We start from the raw sequence: 19,268 nt of genomic DNA, 5'->3' as shown, positions 1-19,268 counted from the left end.
AGTCATACATCCACCGCGTGGAGAAGAGCCGAACCACCACCTATCCAATGACCGATTTGCCCCGTTCGTGTTCCCCGCCAGAAGCCGGTCGTATCCAGCGCCAGAAAATGGCTGTGGATCAGGCGGCCTGGCTGCGCTGGTTACCGGGGCTGTACGTTCTGCGTCACTACGAAGCGGCGTGGCTGCGCCATGACCTCGTGGCCGGGCTGGTGCTCACCACCGTACTCGTCCCGGTGGGTATTGCGTATGCCGTAGCCTCGGGTCTGCCGGGCATCTACGGCCTCTATGCGACCATCTTTCCCTTGCTGGCCTATGCCTTGGTGGGGCCCAGCCGAATCCTCGTACTGGGGCCGGACTCCTCATTGGCTGCGCTCATTCTGGCGGTTGTTCTGCCGCTTTCGGGCGGCGATCCGCTGCGTGCCGTCGCGTTGGCCGGGATGATGGCGGTCACTTCCGGCGTGTTATGCATCCTGGCCGGCATCGCGCGCCTGGGCTTCGTCACCGAACTGCTGTCCAAACCGATTCGCTACGGCTACATGAACGGTATTGCGCTGACGGTCGTGATCAGCCAATTGCCGGCGCTGTTCGGGTTTTCGGTCAAGGCCGATGGTCTGATGGCCAAGGCCTGGGCATTCGGTACGGCGGTGCTCGCCGGCAAGACGAACTGGACCGCGCTGGCGCTGGGCGTCGCTACGCTGGCCGTAATCCTGCTGCTCAAGCGCAGCCAGCGTCTGCCGGGGGTGCTGATTGCGGTGCTGGGCGCCACGATCATCACCGGCACCATGGATCTCGCGGCGGGCAGCGGAGTCGCGGTGCTGGGGTCGCTGCCCCAGGGCTTGCCTGTCCTCTCGTTTCCTTTGATCAGCTATGCCGACATCGTTCCGGTGCTGCTGGGCAGCGTCGCCGTTGCGCTGGTGTCGTTTGCCGACACCAGCGTGCTGTCGCGTACCTATGCGGCCAAGAGCGGGAGCTTTGTCGATCCGAATCAGGAGATGGTGGGCTTGGGGGTGGCCAACCTTGTCGCCGGTCTGTTCCAGGGCTTTCCGGTCAGCGCGAGTGCCTCGCGCACGCCCGTTGCCGAGGCGGCCGGCGCCAGGACGCAATTGTCTGGTGTGTTCGGTGCGCTGGGCGTTGCCGCGCTGCTCGTCACTGCCCCCGATCTGCTCAACAATTTGCCGACGACCACGCTGGCGGCCGTGGTCATTGCCTCCGCGATTGGTCTGATCGAGATTGCCGACCTGCGCCGCATCTACCGCATTCAACGCTGGGAGTTCTGGCTGTCCATCGGCTGCCTTGCCGGGGTTGCCGTATTCGGCGCGATTGAGGGTATCGGCCTGGCCATCGTGATGGCTGTGATCGAGTTTCTTTGGGATGGCTGGGGCCCGTATTCTGCCGTCCTCGGTCGGGCCGATGGCGTCAAGGGTTATCACGACATCACCCGTTATCCCGACGCCCGCGTCATCCCCGGCCTGGTCTTGTTTCGCTGGGACGCGCCGCTGTTTTTTGCCAATGCCGAGTTGTTTCAGAATCGCGTCCTCGATGCCGTGACGGCGGCGCCGACCCCCGTAAGCTGGATGGTCATCGCCGCCGAGCCGGTGACCAGCGTGGACGTTACCGCTGCCGACATGCTCGCCGAACTCGATGCAACCCTGAAAGCTGCGGGGATCAGGCTGTGCCTTGCCGAGATGAAGGATCCGGTCAAGGACAAGCTCATTCGATTCGGCCTCTTCGCCCAGCTGGGCGAAGAGATATTCTTTCCGACGGTGGGTGAAGCGGTAGGCGGGTATCTGGAGACGCATTCGGTGCAGTGGGTGGATTGGGAAGACCGGGCTAAATAGGGCCCGCGCCCTGGGCAATTGAAGTCGCTCCTGCATCCCCCCTCGATCTTGGTATCACCGTGGGTCGGACTTTAGTCCGACAGCACGGGCTCCGCGACCTGAGTCGGACTGAAGTCCGACCCACAAGGGGGCGATGCGCGGATTTACTGTGGGTCGGACTTTAGTCCGACAGCACGGGTTCAGCGACCTGAGTCGGACTGAAGTCCGACCCACAAGGGGTCGATGCGTGGCTTTGCTGTGGGTCGGACTTTAGTCCGACAGCACGGGCTCAGCGATCTGAGTCGGACTGAAGTCCGACCCACAAGGGGGCGATGTGTGGCTTTGCTGTGGGTCGGACTTTAGTCCGACAGCACGGGTTCCGCGATCTGAGTCGGACTGAAGTCCGACCCACGGGGCGTGGCCATCCCCTCTGGTGCGTGTCTTCGCCTGAGCGTAGATTTCCCAAACCCATCTGCGAGGAGATCGCCATGAACCCCATTGTCCGTATCGAAGCCCGCAGTGCCGACCTCGGCGACGGCATGCTCGTGCGTCGCTCCCTGCCCAGTCGCCAGCAGCGCATGGTCGGTGCCTGGTGCTTTCTCGACCATGCCGGCCCGATTGCCTTTGCACCGGGGCACGGCATGCACGTTGGCGCCCACCCGCACATCGGGCTGCAAACCTTCACCTGGCTGATCGAGGGCGAGGTCCTGCATCGCGACAGCCTGGGCAACGAACAAGTCATCCGCCCTGGTCAGGTCAATCTGATGACCGCCGGCCGGGGCATCGTTCATACCGAGGATTCGCTGCACGACGGGCAGGCACTGCACGCCGCGCAACTGTGGATTGCGCTGCCGCCCGACGCACAGGATTGCGCCCCGGATTTTGCGCATTACCCCGACCTGCCGCGCTGGCAGGAAGGCGGTGCCCAACTGACCCTGCTGGCCGGCCGCTACGGCGAGCGCAGCGCTCCGACCCGCCTGTATTCGCCGCTGCTCGGCATGGACATTTCCTGCGCGGAGGCGACGGCGCTCGAACTGCAACTGGCCCCCGATTTTGAATACGGACTGCTGCCGCTGGCCGGGGAGGTCGGCATTGGCGAAGAATGCTTCCGGGCCGACGAATTCGCCTACCTCGGCCGCGGCCGGGATGCCTTGCGCCTGAATCTGGGCGCCGGCGCCCAGGTGCTGCTTCTCGGCGGCCAGCCTTTCGCGCAGCCGGTCCTGATGTGGTGGAATTTCGTCGGCTTCAGCAAGGCCGCCATCGCCGCAGCGCAAGGTCAGTGGAACAGCGGTGATCCCCGCTTCGGCCCGGTCGGCGACGGGCGCGCCCCCCGCCTGGTGCCGCCGCCCTTGCCGTGGGGCGACGGCTGAGGCGGGCGAGGTGTCGCTATTCAAGGATCCGATTGGTCAAGGCACTCAGGGCTGAGTGTTGCCGTCCGTCTTGTATTTCGGCGACCGAGGGCCGTACAACATGCCATTTGGCATGCCGGCGGCGAGTAGGCGATAGCTGGCAACACCCGCAATCGGGTGCGACCGGTTGGTCGAGCTTTCAACGATCTGGCTGATGGCCGCCTGGACGAGCAAACCGACCAAACCACCGCTCGAATTGCGGCCTTCAGCGCTGGACGCCGTGGCTGAACCCGACCACAAGACCTGTTCTGACCGCAGGTCTATCAGACGTGCTTCTGCTGTAACCCGGCTTTCACTGGAGATCACGGCATAACTCGTGCCGTATTGCTTGACGGTTATATACAGCGCGGAATCGGCGCCAAAAATTTCTCGCAATTTCTGAAGCTTGACCCCGTGAATCTCGGCGGGATTGCTCAACCCGTTCTGGCGAAAGGTTTCATCCACCAGGCTTACGGGAAAAACGTAATACCCGGATTCAGCCAGTGGCTGCGTGACCTGCGACAACATGCTGTAGGTGGCGGCGACGTCTGGCGAGTTGTTGAGAGGCGGCAGCACCAGAATGGAAGTCGGGCGGCTTTGCTTGAAGGCCGTATAGTCGTGAGGCTGTCCGCGTGTGGCACACCCCGTGACCAGCGCCGCGAGCAGCATCGTCGTACACGTGGTTTTCACCAAGCGTGCATTCAAAATATCAAATCTCATCCCCGGCCTCTTATTGTGGTTGTTTGAATTTGCGCAATAGGAAATCAATGTACGCAGTGCTTTCCGGGTACTGAGTCTTTTCGGCCTCGAAATACGTGCGCATTTGATCTTGACGCTCGCTCTGGGCATGCAGGATGCCCAGATGCGCCAGGTAGCCCGGTGCTACGGGTTTGCCGTTGGCGCGCGCGATTTGGAGCCCTGCCTCGAGGCCAGCAATCTGCTCCTCGGGAGACTTGTCTTTCGTGAAGTGTCCGTAAACCTGGGGTTGATAGTCACCCCAGTAGTAAAGCGGCTGGGGCTTGGTGGCGCAGCCCGACAGCAACAGCACCCCCACGATCGATAGGCGGGCCGTCATTTGTGTACAGGAAATGCGTTTCATAGTCGATTTTCCGTCGTGAGCCTTATTGGCCGGGCTGCCAGGCGCCGGATTGAATGCCATTGACGAGGTTATTGACGGCTTCACGCATCGCCAAATCAATCACCTTGCCATTCAGGGTTGAGTCGTAGCTTGAAGTCCCGCCAAAGCCGATGACTTCCCGACTGTCGAGGCTGTACTCCCCTGCGCCTTGGGTGGAGAAAACAACTTCCGAGGTCTGCACGTTCACGACGTTCAGGCCAACCTTTGCATAGGCAATCTGCGACTTTCCGCGTCCAAGGAGGCCAAACAGTTGCTTGTCTCCGGTTTCCTTCCGGCCGAATTCGGTGACGTCGCCGGTCACCACATAGGTTGCCCCTTTGATGTTCTGGGTTGTTTTTGCATAGCCCGCCTCCTGCTTGATCTCCGACATATTGTCGCGATCCAGCACGTTGAAACGGCCCGTTTGCTGGAGATGCGTAATCAGGATGGTCTTGGCCTGGCTGCCCAGGCGGTCGACGCCGTCGCTGAAAATGCCGCGCATGAAATTGGAACGGTTGTCGAATTTGCCGACTGCAATAAGACTGCGTGCGCCGTTGTAATGGGTGCCCGCCGATGCAACCTTCGCCACCTCCAGCGTGCGTGACTGCTCCGTGGCACAGCCTGTGATCAATAGTGTGCTGCCGAGAAGAATGCAGCCGGCCAGATTTTTTTGCAGAGTGGATTTATTCATGAATAGTCAGTTCCTGTTTTTGGTTTGAATTGCATGGAGTGGGAATTGCACCGGGATTGGGAAGCAGGGGTTTGTGTTGTTCGAATGGCATAAGTCTATGTAATATTTTGAACGACGCCTAGTGGCCGATGAGTCAAGCGCCCGGCCTTTGATGTGTTGCGGCAGTCTGATTGCCCGATAGGGGGGCGGGGTGATCTTTCGATGGGGGGTCGAAATGTTGGGTATGGAGAAGGTTTTGTGTAGGGAGTCGGACTGAAGTCCGACCCACGAGGGGAGATGCGCGGATTTGCTGTGGGTCGGACTTTAGTCCGACAGCACGGGTTCAGCGATTTGAGTCGGACTGAAGTCCGACCCACAAAAAACGGGCCGGCCCTGGTGGGGCGGCCCGTTGGGGTGGGGGGCGCTGAGGCCTTAGCCGAGTTTCTTCTTCAGGATTTCATTGACCTGGGCCGGGTTGGCCTTGCCCTTGGAGGCTTTCATGCACTGGCCGACCAGGGCGTTGAAGGCTTTTTCCTTGCCGGCGCGGAATTCCTCGACCGACTTTTGATTGGCGGCGAGGACTTCGTCGATGATGGCTTCGATGGCGCCGGAGTCGGTGACCTGCTTGAGGCCCTGGGTTTCGATGATGGTGTCGGCGGCGTTTGCGTCATCCCCACCTTCCTTGTTCCACAGCGCGTCGAAGACCTTTTTGGCGATGGCATTGGAGATGGTGTTGTCGGCGATGCGCTGCACCAGGCCGGCCAGTTGCAGGGCGCTTACCGGGCTGGCGGTGATGTCGAGTTCGGCCTTGTTGAGGCGCGCGGCGACTTCGCCCATGACCCAGTTGGCGCAGGTCTTGGCGCTGGCGGTGCCGGCGGCGGCGACGGTGTCGAGGTAGAACTGGGACACTTCGCGGCTGGCGGTGAGGGCGGTGGCGTCGTAGATCGACAGGCCGAAGTCGTTCTGGAAGCGGGCCGACAGGGCGGCGGGCAGCTCGGGCAGCTCGCCCTTCACGCGTTCGATCCAGGCGCTGTCGATGATCAGCGGCAGCAGGTCGGGGTCGGGGAAGTAGCGGTAGTCGTGGGCGTCTTCCTTGCTGCGCATGGCGCGGGTTTCGCCGGTGTCGGAGTCAAACAGCACGGTGGCTTGCTGAACCTTGCCGCCGTCTTCGATGAGGTCGATCTGCCACTGGATTTCGTAGTCGATGGCCTGCTGCATGAAGCGGAAGCTGTTGAGGTTCTTGATCTCGCGGCGGGTGCCGAATTCCTTCTGGCCGCGGGGGCGCACGGACACGTTGGCGTCGCAGCGGAAGGAGCCTTCCTGCATGTTGCCGTCGCAGATGTCGATCCAGCGCACGATGCCGTGCAGGGCCTTGGCGTAGGCGACGGCTTCGGCGGAGGAGCTCATTTCGGGCTCGGAGACGATCTCGAGGAGCGGCGTGCCGGCGCGGTTGAGGTCGATGCCGGTCATGCCGTGGAAGTCTTCGTGCAGGCTCTTGCCGGCGTCTTCCTCCAGGTGGGCGCGGGTCAGGTTGACGACCTTTTCATAGGCGCCGCCCTTGCCGTCGGGCACCAGCAGGTGGATCTGGCCGCCAACCACCACGGGCAGTTCGTACTGGCTGATCTGGTAGCCCTTGGGGAGGTCGGGGTAGAAGTAGTTCTTGCGCGCAAAGACGCTCTTGGGGGCGATGGTGGCGCCCACGGCGAGGCCGAAGCGGATGGCCCGCTCGACGGCGCCCTTGTTGAGCACCGGCAGTACGCCGGGCAGGGCGATGTCCACCGCGCAGGCCTGCACGTTGGGCTCGGCCCCGAAGGCGATGCTGGCGCCGGAGAAAATCTTGGATTGCGTGCTGAGCTGGGTATGCACTTCCAGCCCGATGACGACTTCCCAGTCGGTTCTGCTCATGTTGGCTCTCTAGTTAAGTCGGTCAATCGCACTCGCCCGTGGGCTTGTCGATGAGCAGCGGCCACACGTAGTCGTGGGCGCTGTTGGGGGAACACATGGTGTGGCAGTCGGCGAAGGACACGGTGATCTGCTCACCCTGTTCCCACATGCGGATGCGGCAGTTCTTGTTGCCGGTCAGCTCGATGGACGGCAGGGCCTGGGTCTGGCGGAACTGGGCCAGATCGTAGCGGCACACGCCGCGCTTCGGCATGGTGAGCACCACGTTGAGGGCGCGCACTTTTGAATTGAGCACGTCGATCTTGGCGCTGCCGAAGTTGCCGGTTTCGTCGCGGAACTTGCACTCGGTGCTCACCGTGAAGGTGCGCAGCGGCATCGGCTTGAGGCGGCCGGTGGACTCGCTGGCCGGCTTCTCGACGCTGCCGCCCGACTGCTGTGCCGGCGTGCCGGTGCCGGGCCGGTGGGGCAGTTCAACGCTGGCACAGCCGGCGAGCACGGCCAGCAGGCTGCCGAGGATGAGACGGTGGCGCATCGTGCTGCTCACACTGCCGGTTTGCGGGCGTGCCAGTCGGTGTTCTGCTGGAACTGGTGGGCCACGCCCAGTAGGCGCGCTTCGCCGAAGTAGTTGCCGATGAGCTGCAGGCCCACGGGCATGCCGCCGGCGCCAAAACCGGCCGGGTGGGCCAGGGCGGGCAGGCCGGCCAGGTTGACGGCCACGGTGTAGATGTCGCCGAGGTACATCTGCACCGGGTCGTTGCTCTTTTCGCCAATGCCGAAGGCCACGGTGGGGCAGGTGGGGCCGGCGATCACGTCGCACTGCGCAAAGGCGGCGGCGAAGTCCTGGGCGATCAGGCGGCGCAGCTTCTGGGCCTTGATGTAGTAGGCGTCGTAGTAGCCGTGGGAGAGCACGTAGGTGCCCACCAGAATGCGCCGCTTCACTTCGGCGCCAAAGCCTTGCGCGCGGCTCTTGCAGTACATGTCGTTGAGGTCGCCGTATTCGGCGGCCCGGTGGCCGTAGCGCACGCCGTCGAAACGGCTGAGGTTGGAGCTGGCTTCGGCCGGGGCGATCACGTAATAGGCGGGGATGGCCAGGCGGGCGTTGGGCAGGCTGACGTCAACGGTGACGGCGCCGAGTTTGCGGTATTCGGCCAGCGCGGCTTCAACGGCGGCGCGCACGTCATCGGACATGCCGTCGGCGAAGAATTCGGTGGGCAGGCCGATGCGCAGGCCGGCCAGGGGCCGGGCCAGATCGGCGGTGTAGTCCTCGGTGTCGCGCTCCAGGCTGGTGGAGTCGCGCGGGTCGTGGCCGTTCATGGCCGACAGCATCAGCGCGCAGTCTTCGGCGCTGCGGCCAAAGGCGCCGCCCTGATCCAGCGACGAGGCGTAGGCGATCATGCCGTAGCGCGACACGGTGCCATAGGTGGGCTTGATGCCGGTGATGCCGCACAGGGACGCCGGCTGGCGGATCGAGCCGCCGGTGTCGGTGCCGGTGGCGATCGGCACCATGCGCGCGGCCACGGCCGCCGCCGAGCCGCCGGAGGAGCCGCCGGGCACCTTGTCGGTGTTCCACGGGTTGCGGGTTGGGCCGAAATGGGAGTTCTCGTTGGAGGAGCCCATCGCGAACTCGTCCATGTTGGTCTTGCCGACCATCACCGCGCCGGCGGCCTTGAGCAGGGTGACGACGTGGGCGTCGTAGGGGCTGACGAAGTTCGACAGCATCTTCGAGCCGCAGGTGGTGAGCACGCCTTCGGTGCAGAAGACGTCCTTGTGGGCCAGCGGAATGCCGGTGAGCGGGCCGCCATGGCCGGCGGCCAGGCGCGCGTCGGCTGCCTTGGCGGCAGCGAGGGCGCCGTCGCGGTCGACGGTGACGAAGGCGTTGATCTTCGGATTGCCGGCTTCGATGCGGGCGAGGCTCTCGGTGGCGAGTTCGACGGCGGAGACGGTTTTCGCGCGGAGTGCTGCGGCAATCTCTTTGAGGCTGGAGTCGATCATGGTGCGTGGGGCGAGGTAAGGGGCACCGGCCGGGGCCGGCGCCGGAATGGGGGGCTGCCGCTTATTCGATGACCTGGGGAACCAGGTACAAGCCGGCTTCGGTCTGCGGGGCGATGGCCTGGTAGGCGGCGCGGCGGTCGGTTTCGATGACCTTGTCTTCGCGCAGGCGCTGGGCGAGTTCCTGGGGGTGACTCATGGGCTCCACACCGTCGGTATTGACCGCCTGCATCTCCTCGATGAGGCCGAAAATTCCGTTGAGTTTGGCCTGCGTGGCATCCAGGTCGCCCTCGGCGAGTTCGAGGCGGGCGAGCTTGGCGATATGGCGGACTTCGTCGAGGGAAAGTGACATGGCAATTTACAAAGTTGCTTAAACGACAAAGGTTTGTAGGTTATCATAAGCGATTCTGTTGCCCCAATTCCCAACCCCCTCCAACGGTTTTTCCGGGATTTTTCTCCGATGTTTGGTTCTCTGCGCTCCTATTTTTCGAACGATCTCGCCATCGACCTTGGCACCGCCAACACCCTGATCTACGTCCGGGGCAAAGGCATCGTTCTCGATGAACCGTCCGTGGTGGCGATCCGCACCGAAGGCGGTCCGAACGCCAAGAAGACCATCCTTGCTGTGGGTATGTCGGCCAAGCAAATGCTGGGCAAGACACCGGGCAACATTACTGCCATCCGGCCGATGAAAGACGGTGTGATCGCCGACTTCACCGTGACCGAGCAGATGCTCAAGCAGTTCATCAAGAAGGTTCACGACACCCGCCTGTTTTCGCCCAGCCCGCGCATCATCATCTGCGTGCCCTGCGGTTCGACCCAGGTGGAGCGTCGGGCCATTCGCGAATCGGCCCTCGGCGCCGGCGCCAGCAACGTTTACCTGATTGAAGAACCCATGGCCGCCGCCATCGGTGCCGGCATGCCGGTTGCCGAAGCCACCGGCTCCATGGTTGTCGATATCGGCGGCGGTACCACCGAAGTGGGCGTCATTTCCCTCGGCGGCATGGTTTACGCCGGTTCGATCCGCGTCGGCGGTGACAAGTTCGACGAAGCCATCGTCAATTACATCCGTCGCAACTACGGCATGCTGATCGGCGAAACCACGGCCGAATCCATCAAGAAGGGCATCGGCTCGGCTTTCCCGGGTTCCGAAGTGCAGGAAATGGAAGTCAAGGGCCGCAACCTGGCCGAAGGCATTCCGCGCGCTTTCACGATTTCGTCCAACGAAATCCTCGAAGCCCTGACCGAGCCGCTCAACCAGATCGTTTCGGCGGTCAAGATCGCCCTCGAGCAAACGCCTCCCGAGCTGGGGGCCGACATCGCCGAGCGCGGCATGGTGCTTACCGGCGGTGGCGCGCTGCTGCGCGACCTCGACCGTCTGCTGATGGAAGAAACCGGTCTGCCGGTGATTGTCGCCGACGACCCCCTCACCTGCGTGGTGCGCGGTTCGGGCATGGCCCTCGAAAAGATGGACCAGCTCGGCTCCATCTTTACCAGCGAATAAGCGTCGGCATTGCAGCGAAGGCGTGCGCGGTGAACCGTATGTTCTGCCGCGCGTGCCGGCGACCCGGGCCCATCCCGGGCGCAGCTGTTTGCTGATCAACTAGACGCCGCTACCTTGGCCGGCCATTCGCCTCCTCCCTTCTTCAAACGCGGGCCTGCGCCGCTGGCCAAGCTCGTCTTCTTCGTGACCGTTTCGCTGGCCATGCTGGTGAGCGATCTGAACATGCGCTACCTGGACGGTTTCCGGCAGGGTCTGTCGGTGCTGGCCTATCCGCTGCAGATGGCGGCTGCCTCGCCGGCCGATTTCGTCCGCAATGCGTCCGACTATTTTGCTTCGCTGGTGCGCCTGCAAATCGAGAACAAGGATCTCAAGGCCCGCCAGTTGAAGGGCGCCGAACGCCTGCTGCGCCTCGATCAGCTGGAGCAGGAGAACCGCCATCTGCGTGCCTTGCTCGAAGCCCGTGAAAAGCAGTCGGTGAAGTCGGTGGTGGCCGAAATCATGTACACCGCCAAAGACCCGTTCTCGCGCAAGGTGATTCTCGACAAGGGCGCCCAGGCCGGCATCGAGGCGGGTCAGGCGGTGGTGGACGACATTGGCGTGATCGGCCAGATCACCCGCGTCTTTCCGATGCAGTCCGAGCTGACCCTCTTGACCGACAAGGACCAGGCGATTCCGGTGATGATCGTGCGCAGCGGCATGCGCGCGGTGCTCTTCGGTTCCGGCAACGGCTTGATGGAGCTGCGCTACCTGGCTGCCAACGCCGACGTGCAGGCCGGTGACCGGGTGGTGACGTCCGGTCTCGATGGAGTGTTCCTGGCGGGCCTGCCGGTGGCGACCGTGGCCCGCGTGGAGCGCGATCAGGCCCAGGCCTTTGCACGCATTCCGTGCCTGCCGGCGGCCGGTGTCGAGCGCTTCAGTCATGTGCTGGTACTGGGGCACCAGGAAACCCTGATGTCCCGTCCCGTCGAGCCCGAGCCGGTTGCGGGCAAGCCTGCCAAGGGTCGCAAGGCCCGGGCCGCCAAGGAGTAAGCCGTGCAACCGACTCACAGTTCACGCCGCATCCTGCTCCCGGTGAGGATGTGGTTTGTTTACACCACTCTGGGCCTGGCCCTGTTTCTCAATTACGTGCCGACCGGCCATCTGCCGGGGGTGCCTGACGTGGTGGCGCTGGTGCTGGCTTTCTGGTGCGTGCGCGAACCGGTCAAGATCGGTATCGGCGCCGGTTTCCTGTTTGGCCTGCTGACCGATATCGGCGTGGGCGCGGCGCTCGGCCAGCATGCCCTGGCCTATGTGCTGCTGGCTTACGCGGCCAACGAACTGTCGCGCCGGGTGTTGTGGTTTACGCCGGTGGAGCAGGCGCTGCATGTGCTGCCGCTGCTGTTCATGTCCCAGGTGGTGATGGTTGTCGTGCGCCTTTTGGCCGGCGCCGAATTCCCGGGCTGGTGGATGTTCTTCGGCAGCTTTGTCGGTGCCCTGTTGTGGATTCCCCTGCACTACGTGCTGCTGCTGCCCCAGTATCAGCCTGTGGAGCGGGACGAGAACCGACCGATCTAGTGGAGGCCGCTTGAAAGGCATCCGAACACCCGAGCAGGAAGTCGCCCGCTTCCGCAGCCGCCTGGCGGTGGCCGGCGTGGTGGCGCTGGTGTGCTTCGGCCTGCTGGCGGCGCGCTTCTTTTACCTGCAGGTGATGCGTTTCGACTATTACTCGACCCGGGCCGAGGACAATCGCATCTCGCTGGTGCCGGTGGTGCCCAACCGGGGCCTGATCATGGATCGCAACGGCACGGTGCTGGCGCGCAACTACTCGGCTTACACCCTGGAGATCACGCCGTCGAAGGTGGCGGATCTCGAAGCCACCATCGAGGCGCTGTCCGCGCTGGTGGATATTCAGCCCAAGGACCGCAAGCGCCTCAAGAAGCTGATGGACGAGAGCAAGAGCTTCGAGTCCCTGCCGATCCGCAACCGCCTGTCGGATGAAGAGGTCGCCCGCTTCATTGCCCAGCGCTACCGCTTTCCGGGGGTCGAACTGAAGGCCCGCCTGTTCCGCGATTATCCGATGGGGCGCTTCGGCTCCCATATCGTCGGCTACATCGGCCGGATCAACGATCGCGACCTGGAGCGCATCGAGGATAGCGAGGACACCGCCAACTACCGGGGCACCGACCACATCGGCAAGGCCGGCCTGGAGAAGAGCTACGAGCGCGAGCTGCACGGTGCCACCGGCTTCGAGGAGGTCGAGGTCGATTCCGGCGGCCGCGCGGTGCGGGCCCTGCGGCGCACGCCGGCCACGCCGGGCAACAACCTGGTGCTGACCCTCGACCTGAAGCTGCAGGAAGTGGTCGAGAAGGCCTTCGGCAACCGGCGCGGCGCGCTGGTGGCCATCGAGCCGGGCAGCGGTGGCGTGCTGGCGCTGGTATCGGTGCCGACTTTCGATCCCAACCTGTTCGTGGACGGCATTGCCCCGCAGGACTGGGACGAGCTGAACAATTCCCCCGACCATCCGATGGTCAATCGCGCGCTCAACGGTGCCTATCCGCCGGGCTCCACCTTCAAGCCCTTCATGGCACTGGCGGCGCTGATGAGCGGCAAGCGCACCCCCGCGCAGGCCATTTCCGACCCCGGCTACTTCGATTTCGGCGGCCATCACTTTCGTGACGACAAGGTCGGCGGCCACGGTACGGTGGATATGTACCGTTCCATCGTGCATTCCTGCGATACCTACTATTACCGCCTCGCCAACGACATGGGGATCGACCTGATCGCCCAGACGATGGGTGAGTTCGGCTTCGGCAGCAAAACCGGCATCGACATCGAAGGGGAGAGCAGCGGCATCCTGCCTTCGCCCGAATGGAAGAAGCGCCGTTTCAAGAAGCCCGAGCAGCAGAAGTGGTTTGGCGGCGAGACGATCTCCATCGGCATCGGCCAGGGTTACAACGCCTACACCATGCTCCAGCTGGCCCACGCGACGGCCACCGTGGCGGCGGGTGGGGTGATGTTCAAGCCTCACCTGGTCAAGTACATCGAAAGCGCCAGTGACGGCAGCCGCCGCATGATCGAGCCGCAGCCGATCAAGACCATTCCGATCAAGCCCGAGCACATCGAAACCATTCGCCGCTCGATGGTCGGGGTGAATCGCGAAGGCACGGGGGCCCGCGCCTTTGCCGGGGCGCCTTATGTGTCTGCCGGCAAGACCGGCACGGCCCAGGTTTACTCCCTGAAGGGCGCCAAGTACTCGTCGCGGATTACCGAGCGCCTGCGCGACCACGCCCTCTTCATTGCCTTTGCGCCGGCCGACAAGCCCACCATCGCCCTCGCGGTGCTGGTCGAAAACGGCGGCTTCGGTGCCGAATCGGCGGCACCGATCGCCCGGGCGGTGCTCGATTACTACCTGCTCGGCAAGCTGCCGGCCGGCATCGCTCCCGAAGATCCGGGCGCCGAAGGCAACTCGGGAGACGGCGCCGGTGAGTGATTTCCGCTTTGATCCACGCAAGTGGCTGCTGCGCATCCTGTCGCCGCTGGATGGGCAGCTGACCCTGATCGTGATGGCCATCCTGGGCTTCTCGACGGTGGTGATGGTCAGCGCCTCGCCCGAGCGCCTCGACACCCTGGCGCTCAACGTTGGCGTGGCCTTTGCAGTGATGTGGATTGCGGCCAGCGTGCCACCCCAGCGCATGATGACCGTCGCGCTGCCGCTGTACGTGCTTGGCGTGCTGCTGCTGATCGGCGTGGCCCTGTTCGGCGATGTGTCGAAGGGCGCGCGACGCTGGCTGAACATTGGTGTGGCGCGCATCCAGCCTTCGGAGTTGATGAAGATATCCATGCCGCTGATGCTGGCCTGGTACTTTCAAAGTCGTGAAGGCCTGATCCGCGCCCGCGATTTTTTGATTGCGATTGCCTTGCTGCTGGTGCCGGTCGGCCTGATCGCCAAGCAGCCCGATCTGGGTACGGCGCTGCTGGTGGCGGCGTCGGGTTTCTACGTGCTGTTTTTTGCCGGTCTGACCTGGCGGCTGATTCTGCCGGTGGTGGTGGTCGGGGTGGTCGGCATCGGGGCCATCGTCGCCATGGGCGACTCCCTGTGCATGCCCGGCGTCGAGTGGCCCGGCATGCGGGAATACCAGAGACACCGCGTGTGTACGCTGCTCGACCCGACTTCCGACCCGCTGGGCAAGGGTTTCCACATCATCCAGTCCACCATCGCCATCGGCTCGGGTGGCGTGGTTGGCAAGGGCTGGGGCAAGGGGACCCAGACCCACCTCGACTTCCTGCCCGAAAGACACACTGACTTCATTTTTGCGGTACTCACCGAAGAATTCGGGCTGGCCGGTGCCCTGCTTCTCGTGGTACTTTATATCCTGTTGATTTTTCGCGGCCTTTTTATTGCCGCTGGTGCCCCGACCCTGTTCTCGCGCCTTCTCGCTGGCGCCCTTACGCTGATCTTCTTCACCTACGCGTTTGTGAACATGGGCATGGTGAGCGGAATTCTCCCCGTTGTCGGGGTCCCGCTACCCTTCGTCAGTTACGGTGGCACTGCACTCGTTACTCTGTGTCTTGGCGTCGGCATGCTCATGAGCATCCAGCGCCATCGACGCCGGGTAGGTACCTGAACCCGCGCGCGTCAAGGCGCGCGCCCGAACAGGATTGAGCGTCATGACCCCTGTAGCGATCTTCCGTCGCGCCGGCTCCCTGCTGGCGCCCCTCTGTAGTGCCCTCCTGCTGGCCGCTTGCGCCGCTACGCCCTCGCTTCCGGTGGCCGATGCGCTGCCGGCTGCTGAATTGCGTCCCGTGTCGCGGGCAGGGCTCAAGGCCAAGCCACCGGTCCGTCCGGCACGTAGCCTGTTCCAGTTTGATGCTGGGCAGGATGAGGATGCGACCCAGGACGATCAGGCCGGTTTGCTGGAGGTGCCCCGCGTCGAAAAGGGTGATTACTCCCTCGGCCGTGGGGTGATGCTGGGCAATGCGTCGAGTGCCTTCCGCGAGAAGGGCGTGGCGAGCTGGTACGGCAAGATGTTCCACGGCCGCAAGACTTCAAGTGGCGATCCGTACGATATGTACGCCATGACCGCCGCGCACCCGAGTCTGCCGATTCCCAGCTATGTGCGCGTCACCAACTTGTCCAACGGTCGTACTGCCGTGGTCCGCATCAACGATCGCGGGCCTTTCCACGCAGGGCGCATCATTGATCTCTCCTATGCCGCGGCTTACAAGCTCGGCTACGTCGATCAGGGGCAGGCCAACGTGGAGGTTGCGCTGGTGTTGCCGGAAGAGGTTGCCTTCGTGCAGCCCGGCCGGCCGGTGCCGCCGCTGCGCAAGCTGAAGGCGGCGCCGGTGCAGCTGGCCAACCGTTCGGTGCCGACTCCGGTGCCCGCTGCGGCGGTGGTCAGCGAAGCCGTCCGCGCGCCTGCCGCCGAACCCGTGGTGCCGTCCGTCGCGCCGCTCGCCGCCGTGTCGAGCAGTGTGCAACCCACCCGGGTGACTACGGAGCGTCCGGGCGGGCAGGTCTTTCTGCATCTGGGCGCCTTTGCCACGCCGCTGACCGCCGAGCAGTTCAAGGGCTTTGTCGAGCACGAACTCAAGTGGCTCAAGGAGTCGGTGTCCGTGCTGGCGTCCGAGGGCAAGTACCGTCTTCAACTGGGGCCTTTCCCGTCGGCCCCGGAGGCCCGCTCCATCGCCGAGCGCATCGCCACCACGCTGAAGCTCAAGCCCTACCTGATCCAGCGTTAAGCCATGTTGCCGGGAAAGTGACGGGCGTCACTCCCTGGCTGTGACCTTTCGGGCTTCGCGGGTGGACGAATTTCCCTAAGCTGTGAAGCGTAGACCGAGTGTTCGGGTGTTTTCGTTTTTCCCCGCTCTTGTGGTCTGCGCATCAGGGAGATAAACATGATGGCCTCGTCGAACGCCCCCCAGTCCAGCCGCCCCGGCCTGCCCTGTGCCAACCCTTGCCCCCGTTGCGCGGCTACGCTCGACTGCGACAAGGTCAGTCGCGACATGGATCTGGAAAGCATGCCTGACGAGATCGACCTGCTGCAGGTGCTGTGGTCGCAGATTCGCAGTTACTGCAATGAATTCGCCCCGGGGCCGCGCGCGAGCTGACTCGCTCCGCTCCCTTGCAAACGACAAGAGCCGCAATTGCGGCTCTTGTCGTTTCAGACTCCGACCATGATCGGAACGGGCTTACGGCGGTGTGCAGCCGGTGGGGTACCAGACTTTGACGGGAAAACCACCCACATAAATGATGTAGAAGCCGGCGCACGGTACGCCGCTGCCCCTGGGCTTGTCTTCGTCCGTCTCTTTGGCGTCGTCACCGCGCTGGCACTCCGGCAGGGACGTTTTCTTTGACGCCGAGGGCGACTGCCCCGCCCTCGACATCACGCAGGGCTTGAGGGGCTTGCCGCGGGCATCGAGGGGAATGACTTCCCCGTTTTTGCCAAAGATGACGCCGCCGGTGATGTCGGCTGGAGCGAGGACGCCCCGGGTGAATTGCCCGAGGCCGGCCGCCGCGTGGGCGGGGGCCTGCAGCGTCGCGCCGGCCAGCAGGCCGAGGGCGAGCAGGGCGATACGCAGGGGGGAGGGACGCGGATACTGCTTCATGCTTGAAGATTTCCTCATGGTTGTAAGTCTTTAAGCCGCAACCCCCCGTGTCTCAGAAGCGGAAGTGGCCCTGCAGCAGAGCGGTGCGCTGCGGGTAGAACAGCGGTACTTTCGGGTCGCCGTTCAGGTCGGTGTTGTGGAAGCGGAACTGTCGGTCGAAGACGTTGTAGAGGCCCAGCGTGGCGGTCAGGCGATTGCTCACGATGGGCATGGAGACGCGCAGGTTGGTCATCGAGAAAGTGCTGCTGGCGCGCTGGTCACTGCCCGCGCCATCCAGCTGGGAAGCATGCTGGCGGACGGCCCAGTTTTCGACGAGTACATCGGCGGGCCCGGTCTTGAGCCACAGGCGCAGGGGCACGAGGTCGGTGCGGACCTTGTAGGGCAGGGCCCGGTAGTCGGGGGTGACCTCGGTCTGCGTTGCTTCATGGCGCCATTCCGCGCTGAGGGCCACTTTCTGCCCGAAGGGCACAGACAGATGCGCCCGGTGCAACTGTTCGTTCCAGCGTCCCAGTTCCATGTTGCTGCCCGTGCTGAACATGGGTACATGCAGAATGCGGCCGGAGGCTTCCAGGCCGGCCGTGATGCCGCCGGTGAAGCGCTGGTCGAGGCCGATGGCGGCACGTCGCCAGCGGGTGCCGGTGGGGTCGTCGAAGACCTGGTTGAAGCCGGCGAACTGGGTCGGGGCGAGGCTCTCCCGGTCGTACTTGGAGCCGGATACGCCCTGGAAGAAGGCTGACCGCAGGGTGGTGCCGGTAGCGAGGCGGGCGACGATGCCCAGCTTGCCGTTGACCCGCTCCGTCTGGGTGCGGTCGAGGTCGTTCAGGCGCACGTATTCGGCACCTCCGTGAACGATGATGGCCGGATTGATCCGCCATTGGCCGTAGCTGAAGGCAGTGTCCCGGTCATTCTTGCGCTTGGCCGTGGGAAAGGTCGTAACGTCCAGAACAATGCTCCGGTCCATCGTCAGGGAGGTCATGAAGACGTTGTCCTGCGTGCCTGACAGGCGGAAGGCGCTGGCGCCGGCGACCAGGCCAAGCCGCTCCTGTTGGAGCGAGTACAGCATCGACAGGCCACGGCTGCGCTGTTGCAGGCGATAGTCCGAGTCAATGTCGATGCCCGGCGGGTCGATCTGGAAGAGATCCTTCTCACGTTCTCGGATACGTCGCGTATTCACCTCGGCGATGAACTCCTCGCCGGCGCCCAGCTCGTGGCGGATGCCGATGCGGCCGAGGTCGGTGATCACGTTTTGCAGCGTGCCGATGGCGCCGTCGAACAAGCTCTTGCTCTGGTCGCCGCCGCTGCGCTCGGTGTGGCGCATTTCGGCCAGCAGCATGGTGCGGGGGGTGAGGGCGAACTGGCCGTCGATGCGGCTGCCGGCCAGGTGGGTGTCGGCAACGCGGGGGTCGAGGCTGCGGCCGCGGTAGTCGAAGGCACCGATGGACAGCTGGGCGCGCTCCCAGGCGTGGGACGCCACGAAGCTGCCGGACAGGGTGTCGCGGGTGCCGCCGGCGAGGGAGGCGGCGAAGCGGGTGGGCTTGCGGTCGAAGAAGGCGGTGGCTTCGTCGGGCGACACTGCGCGTGGCCCGTCGAGCATGGGAATCGCCGGCATCACGAACTGCGGCGCCAGCGGCCAGTGGCCGATGGGCTGGCGTAACTGGGCCTGCAGCAGTTCGCTGAGGCGGGCGCCTTCAAAGCGCGGGGTGTCGGCGTAGGCGTCGGCCAGCAGGCGATGGGCGGCGGCGTTCTGATTGTCGTCGTCGAGGGCCTGCATGGCGGCTACCTGGGCCGGCGCGGCAAAACCGACTTGCTGGTAGGCGGCGCCGAGGCTGGCGCTGCGGGCGGCCCGGTCCTGGTCGAGCAGCGTGCCGGCGCGGAGCACGGCGCGGTTGTCGTTGAGGGCAACGGCTTGTTCGCCGTCGCGGATGGCCGCCAGGGGTTCGCGATCAAGCAGCTTGCGGAAGGCATCGAAGTACCACGGGGTCGGCGAGGCCGGGTCGAGGCGGCGGGCCAGCTCGAACTGGCTGCCGGCCACCTTGCTGCGCTCCTCTTCCATGTAGGCGCGGCCGAGGTAGCTGCGCAGTTCGGCATTGCTGGGGTCGAGGAGGGCGGCGATTTCGACTTCGCGGCGGCCGGCTTCGGTGTGGCCCTGGCGCAGCAGGGCGAGGCCAAGGCCGAAGTGGGCCAGCGGTTCGGCGTCGTTGCTGTCGAGGGCGTTCTGGAAGTCGGTGGCGGCCGCGTCGGTGTCGCCGGCGATGAGGCGGGCGAAGGCGGCCATGGCGCGGGCGCGGGGCGT

Annotated in this window: 18 protein-coding genes; 9 read left to right on the top strand and 9 right to left on the bottom strand. The window is 64.3% G+C overall.

Annotation, left to right across the window (positions count from 1 at the left end; genetic code table 11):
- Nucleotides 1-47 precede the first annotated feature (47 nt).
- Both ETQ85_RS05135 and ETQ85_RS05130 read left to right on the top strand, forming a co-directional pair.
- Entirely contained in the window at nt 48-1,838 is a 1,791-nt protein-coding gene (locus ETQ85_RS05135) for a SulP family inorganic anion transporter (RefSeq protein WP_148577986.1), read from the top strand.
- A gap of 467 nt (nt 1,839-2,305) precedes the next feature.
- On the top strand, nt 2,306-3,187 hold the full coding sequence (locus tag ETQ85_RS05130) for a pirin family protein (RefSeq protein WP_148577985.1): 882 nt from the start codon (nt 2,306-2,308) through the stop codon (nt 3,185-3,187).
- Nucleotides 3,188-3,232: 45 nt separating this feature from the next.
- Here ETQ85_RS05130 and ETQ85_RS05125 read toward each other — a convergent pair whose 3' ends face one another.
- From ETQ85_RS05125 to gatC, 7 genes are all read right to left on the bottom strand, one after another.
- Nucleotides 3,233-3,925, bottom strand: a complete 693-nt coding sequence (locus ETQ85_RS05125) for a DUF799 domain-containing protein (RefSeq protein ID WP_148577984.1) — start codon at nt 3,923-3,925, stop codon at nt 3,233-3,235.
- A 10-nt stretch (nt 3,926-3,935) separates the two neighbouring features.
- A complete protein-coding gene (locus ETQ85_RS05120) occupies nt 3,936-4,304 on the bottom strand; it encodes a DUF4810 domain-containing protein (protein ID WP_148577983.1) in 369 nt (122 codons plus the stop codon).
- Between the two features lie 22 nt (nt 4,305-4,326).
- Complete coding sequence (locus ETQ85_RS05115) at nt 4,327-5,013, bottom strand: CsgG/HfaB family protein (protein ID WP_148577982.1); 687 nt, start codon at nt 5,011-5,013, stop codon at nt 4,327-4,329.
- Between the two features lie 411 nt (nt 5,014-5,424).
- On the bottom strand, nt 5,425-6,897 hold the full coding sequence (gene gatB, locus ETQ85_RS05110; protein WP_148577981.1) for an Asp-tRNA(Asn)/Glu-tRNA(Gln) amidotransferase subunit GatB: 1,473 nt from the start codon (nt 6,895-6,897) through the stop codon (nt 5,425-5,427).
- A 22-nt stretch (nt 6,898-6,919) separates the two neighbouring features.
- Nucleotides 6,920-7,426, bottom strand: a complete 507-nt coding sequence (locus ETQ85_RS05105) for a hypothetical protein (RefSeq protein ID WP_148577980.1) — start codon at nt 7,424-7,426, stop codon at nt 6,920-6,922.
- A gap of 8 nt (nt 7,427-7,434) precedes the next feature.
- Nucleotides 7,435-8,886: an Asp-tRNA(Asn)/Glu-tRNA(Gln) amidotransferase subunit GatA gene (gene gatA / locus ETQ85_RS05100; RefSeq protein WP_148577979.1), complete on the bottom strand. Its 1,452-nt coding sequence runs from the start codon at nt 8,884-8,886 to the stop codon at nt 7,435-7,437.
- 61 nt (nt 8,887-8,947) lie between these two features.
- Nucleotides 8,948-9,235 (bottom strand): Asp-tRNA(Asn)/Glu-tRNA(Gln) amidotransferase subunit GatC, encoded by a 288-nt coding sequence (gene gatC, locus ETQ85_RS05095; protein ID WP_148577978.1) that lies wholly within the window; start codon nt 9,233-9,235, stop codon nt 8,948-8,950.
- Between the two features lie 108 nt (nt 9,236-9,343).
- Here gatC and ETQ85_RS05090 point away from each other — a divergent pair, with 108 nt between their 5' ends.
- From ETQ85_RS05090 to ETQ85_RS05060, 7 genes are all read left to right on the top strand, one after another.
- Nucleotides 9,344-10,387 (top strand): rod shape-determining protein, encoded by a 1,044-nt coding sequence (locus ETQ85_RS05090; RefSeq protein WP_148577977.1) that lies wholly within the window; start codon nt 9,344-9,346, stop codon nt 10,385-10,387.
- Nucleotides 10,388-10,501: 114 nt separating this feature from the next.
- Complete coding sequence (gene mreC / locus ETQ85_RS05085) at nt 10,502-11,416, top strand: rod shape-determining protein MreC (RefSeq protein WP_148577976.1); 915 nt, start codon at nt 10,502-10,504, stop codon at nt 11,414-11,416.
- A gap of 3 nt (nt 11,417-11,419) precedes the next feature.
- A complete protein-coding gene (gene mreD / locus ETQ85_RS05080; RefSeq protein ID WP_148577975.1) occupies nt 11,420-11,941 on the top strand; it encodes a rod shape-determining protein MreD in 522 nt (173 codons plus the stop codon).
- Between the two features lie 10 nt (nt 11,942-11,951).
- Entirely contained in the window at nt 11,952-13,856 is a 1,905-nt protein-coding gene (gene mrdA, locus ETQ85_RS05075) for a penicillin-binding protein 2 (RefSeq protein WP_148577974.1), read from the top strand.
- Nucleotides 13,849-14,991: a rod shape-determining protein RodA gene (rodA, locus tag ETQ85_RS05070; RefSeq protein WP_148577973.1), complete on the top strand. Its 1,143-nt coding sequence runs from the start codon at nt 13,849-13,851 to the stop codon at nt 14,989-14,991. The genes mrdA and rodA overlap by 8 nt, the downstream gene beginning before the upstream one ends.
- A gap of 43 nt (nt 14,992-15,034) precedes the next feature.
- Complete coding sequence (locus ETQ85_RS27245; RefSeq protein ID WP_148577972.1) at nt 15,035-16,108, top strand: septal ring lytic transglycosylase RlpA family protein; 1,074 nt, start codon at nt 15,035-15,037, stop codon at nt 16,106-16,108.
- A 156-nt stretch (nt 16,109-16,264) separates the two neighbouring features.
- Nucleotides 16,265-16,477, top strand: coding sequence for a hypothetical protein (locus ETQ85_RS05060; RefSeq protein WP_148577971.1), 213 nt, complete (start codon nt 16,265-16,267; stop codon nt 16,475-16,477).
- Between the two features lie 81 nt (nt 16,478-16,558).
- Here ETQ85_RS05060 and ETQ85_RS05055 read toward each other — a convergent pair whose 3' ends face one another.
- Both ETQ85_RS05055 and ETQ85_RS26110 read right to left on the bottom strand, forming a co-directional pair.
- Entirely contained in the window at nt 16,559-16,975 is a 417-nt protein-coding gene (locus ETQ85_RS05055; RefSeq protein ID WP_148577970.1) for a hypothetical protein, read from the bottom strand.
- A gap of 52 nt (nt 16,976-17,027) precedes the next feature.
- Nucleotides 17,028-19,268, bottom strand: a 2,241-nt coding sequence (locus tag ETQ85_RS26110; RefSeq protein WP_222862064.1) for a tetratricopeptide repeat protein, incomplete at its 5' end; no start/stop codon positions are given.

Source organism: Zoogloea oleivorans (assembly GCF_008107625.1).
GTDB lineage: Bacteria > Pseudomonadota > Gammaproteobacteria > Burkholderiales > Rhodocyclaceae > Zoogloea > Zoogloea oleivorans.
This window is presented reverse-complemented; position numbering and strand designations above follow the sequence as displayed.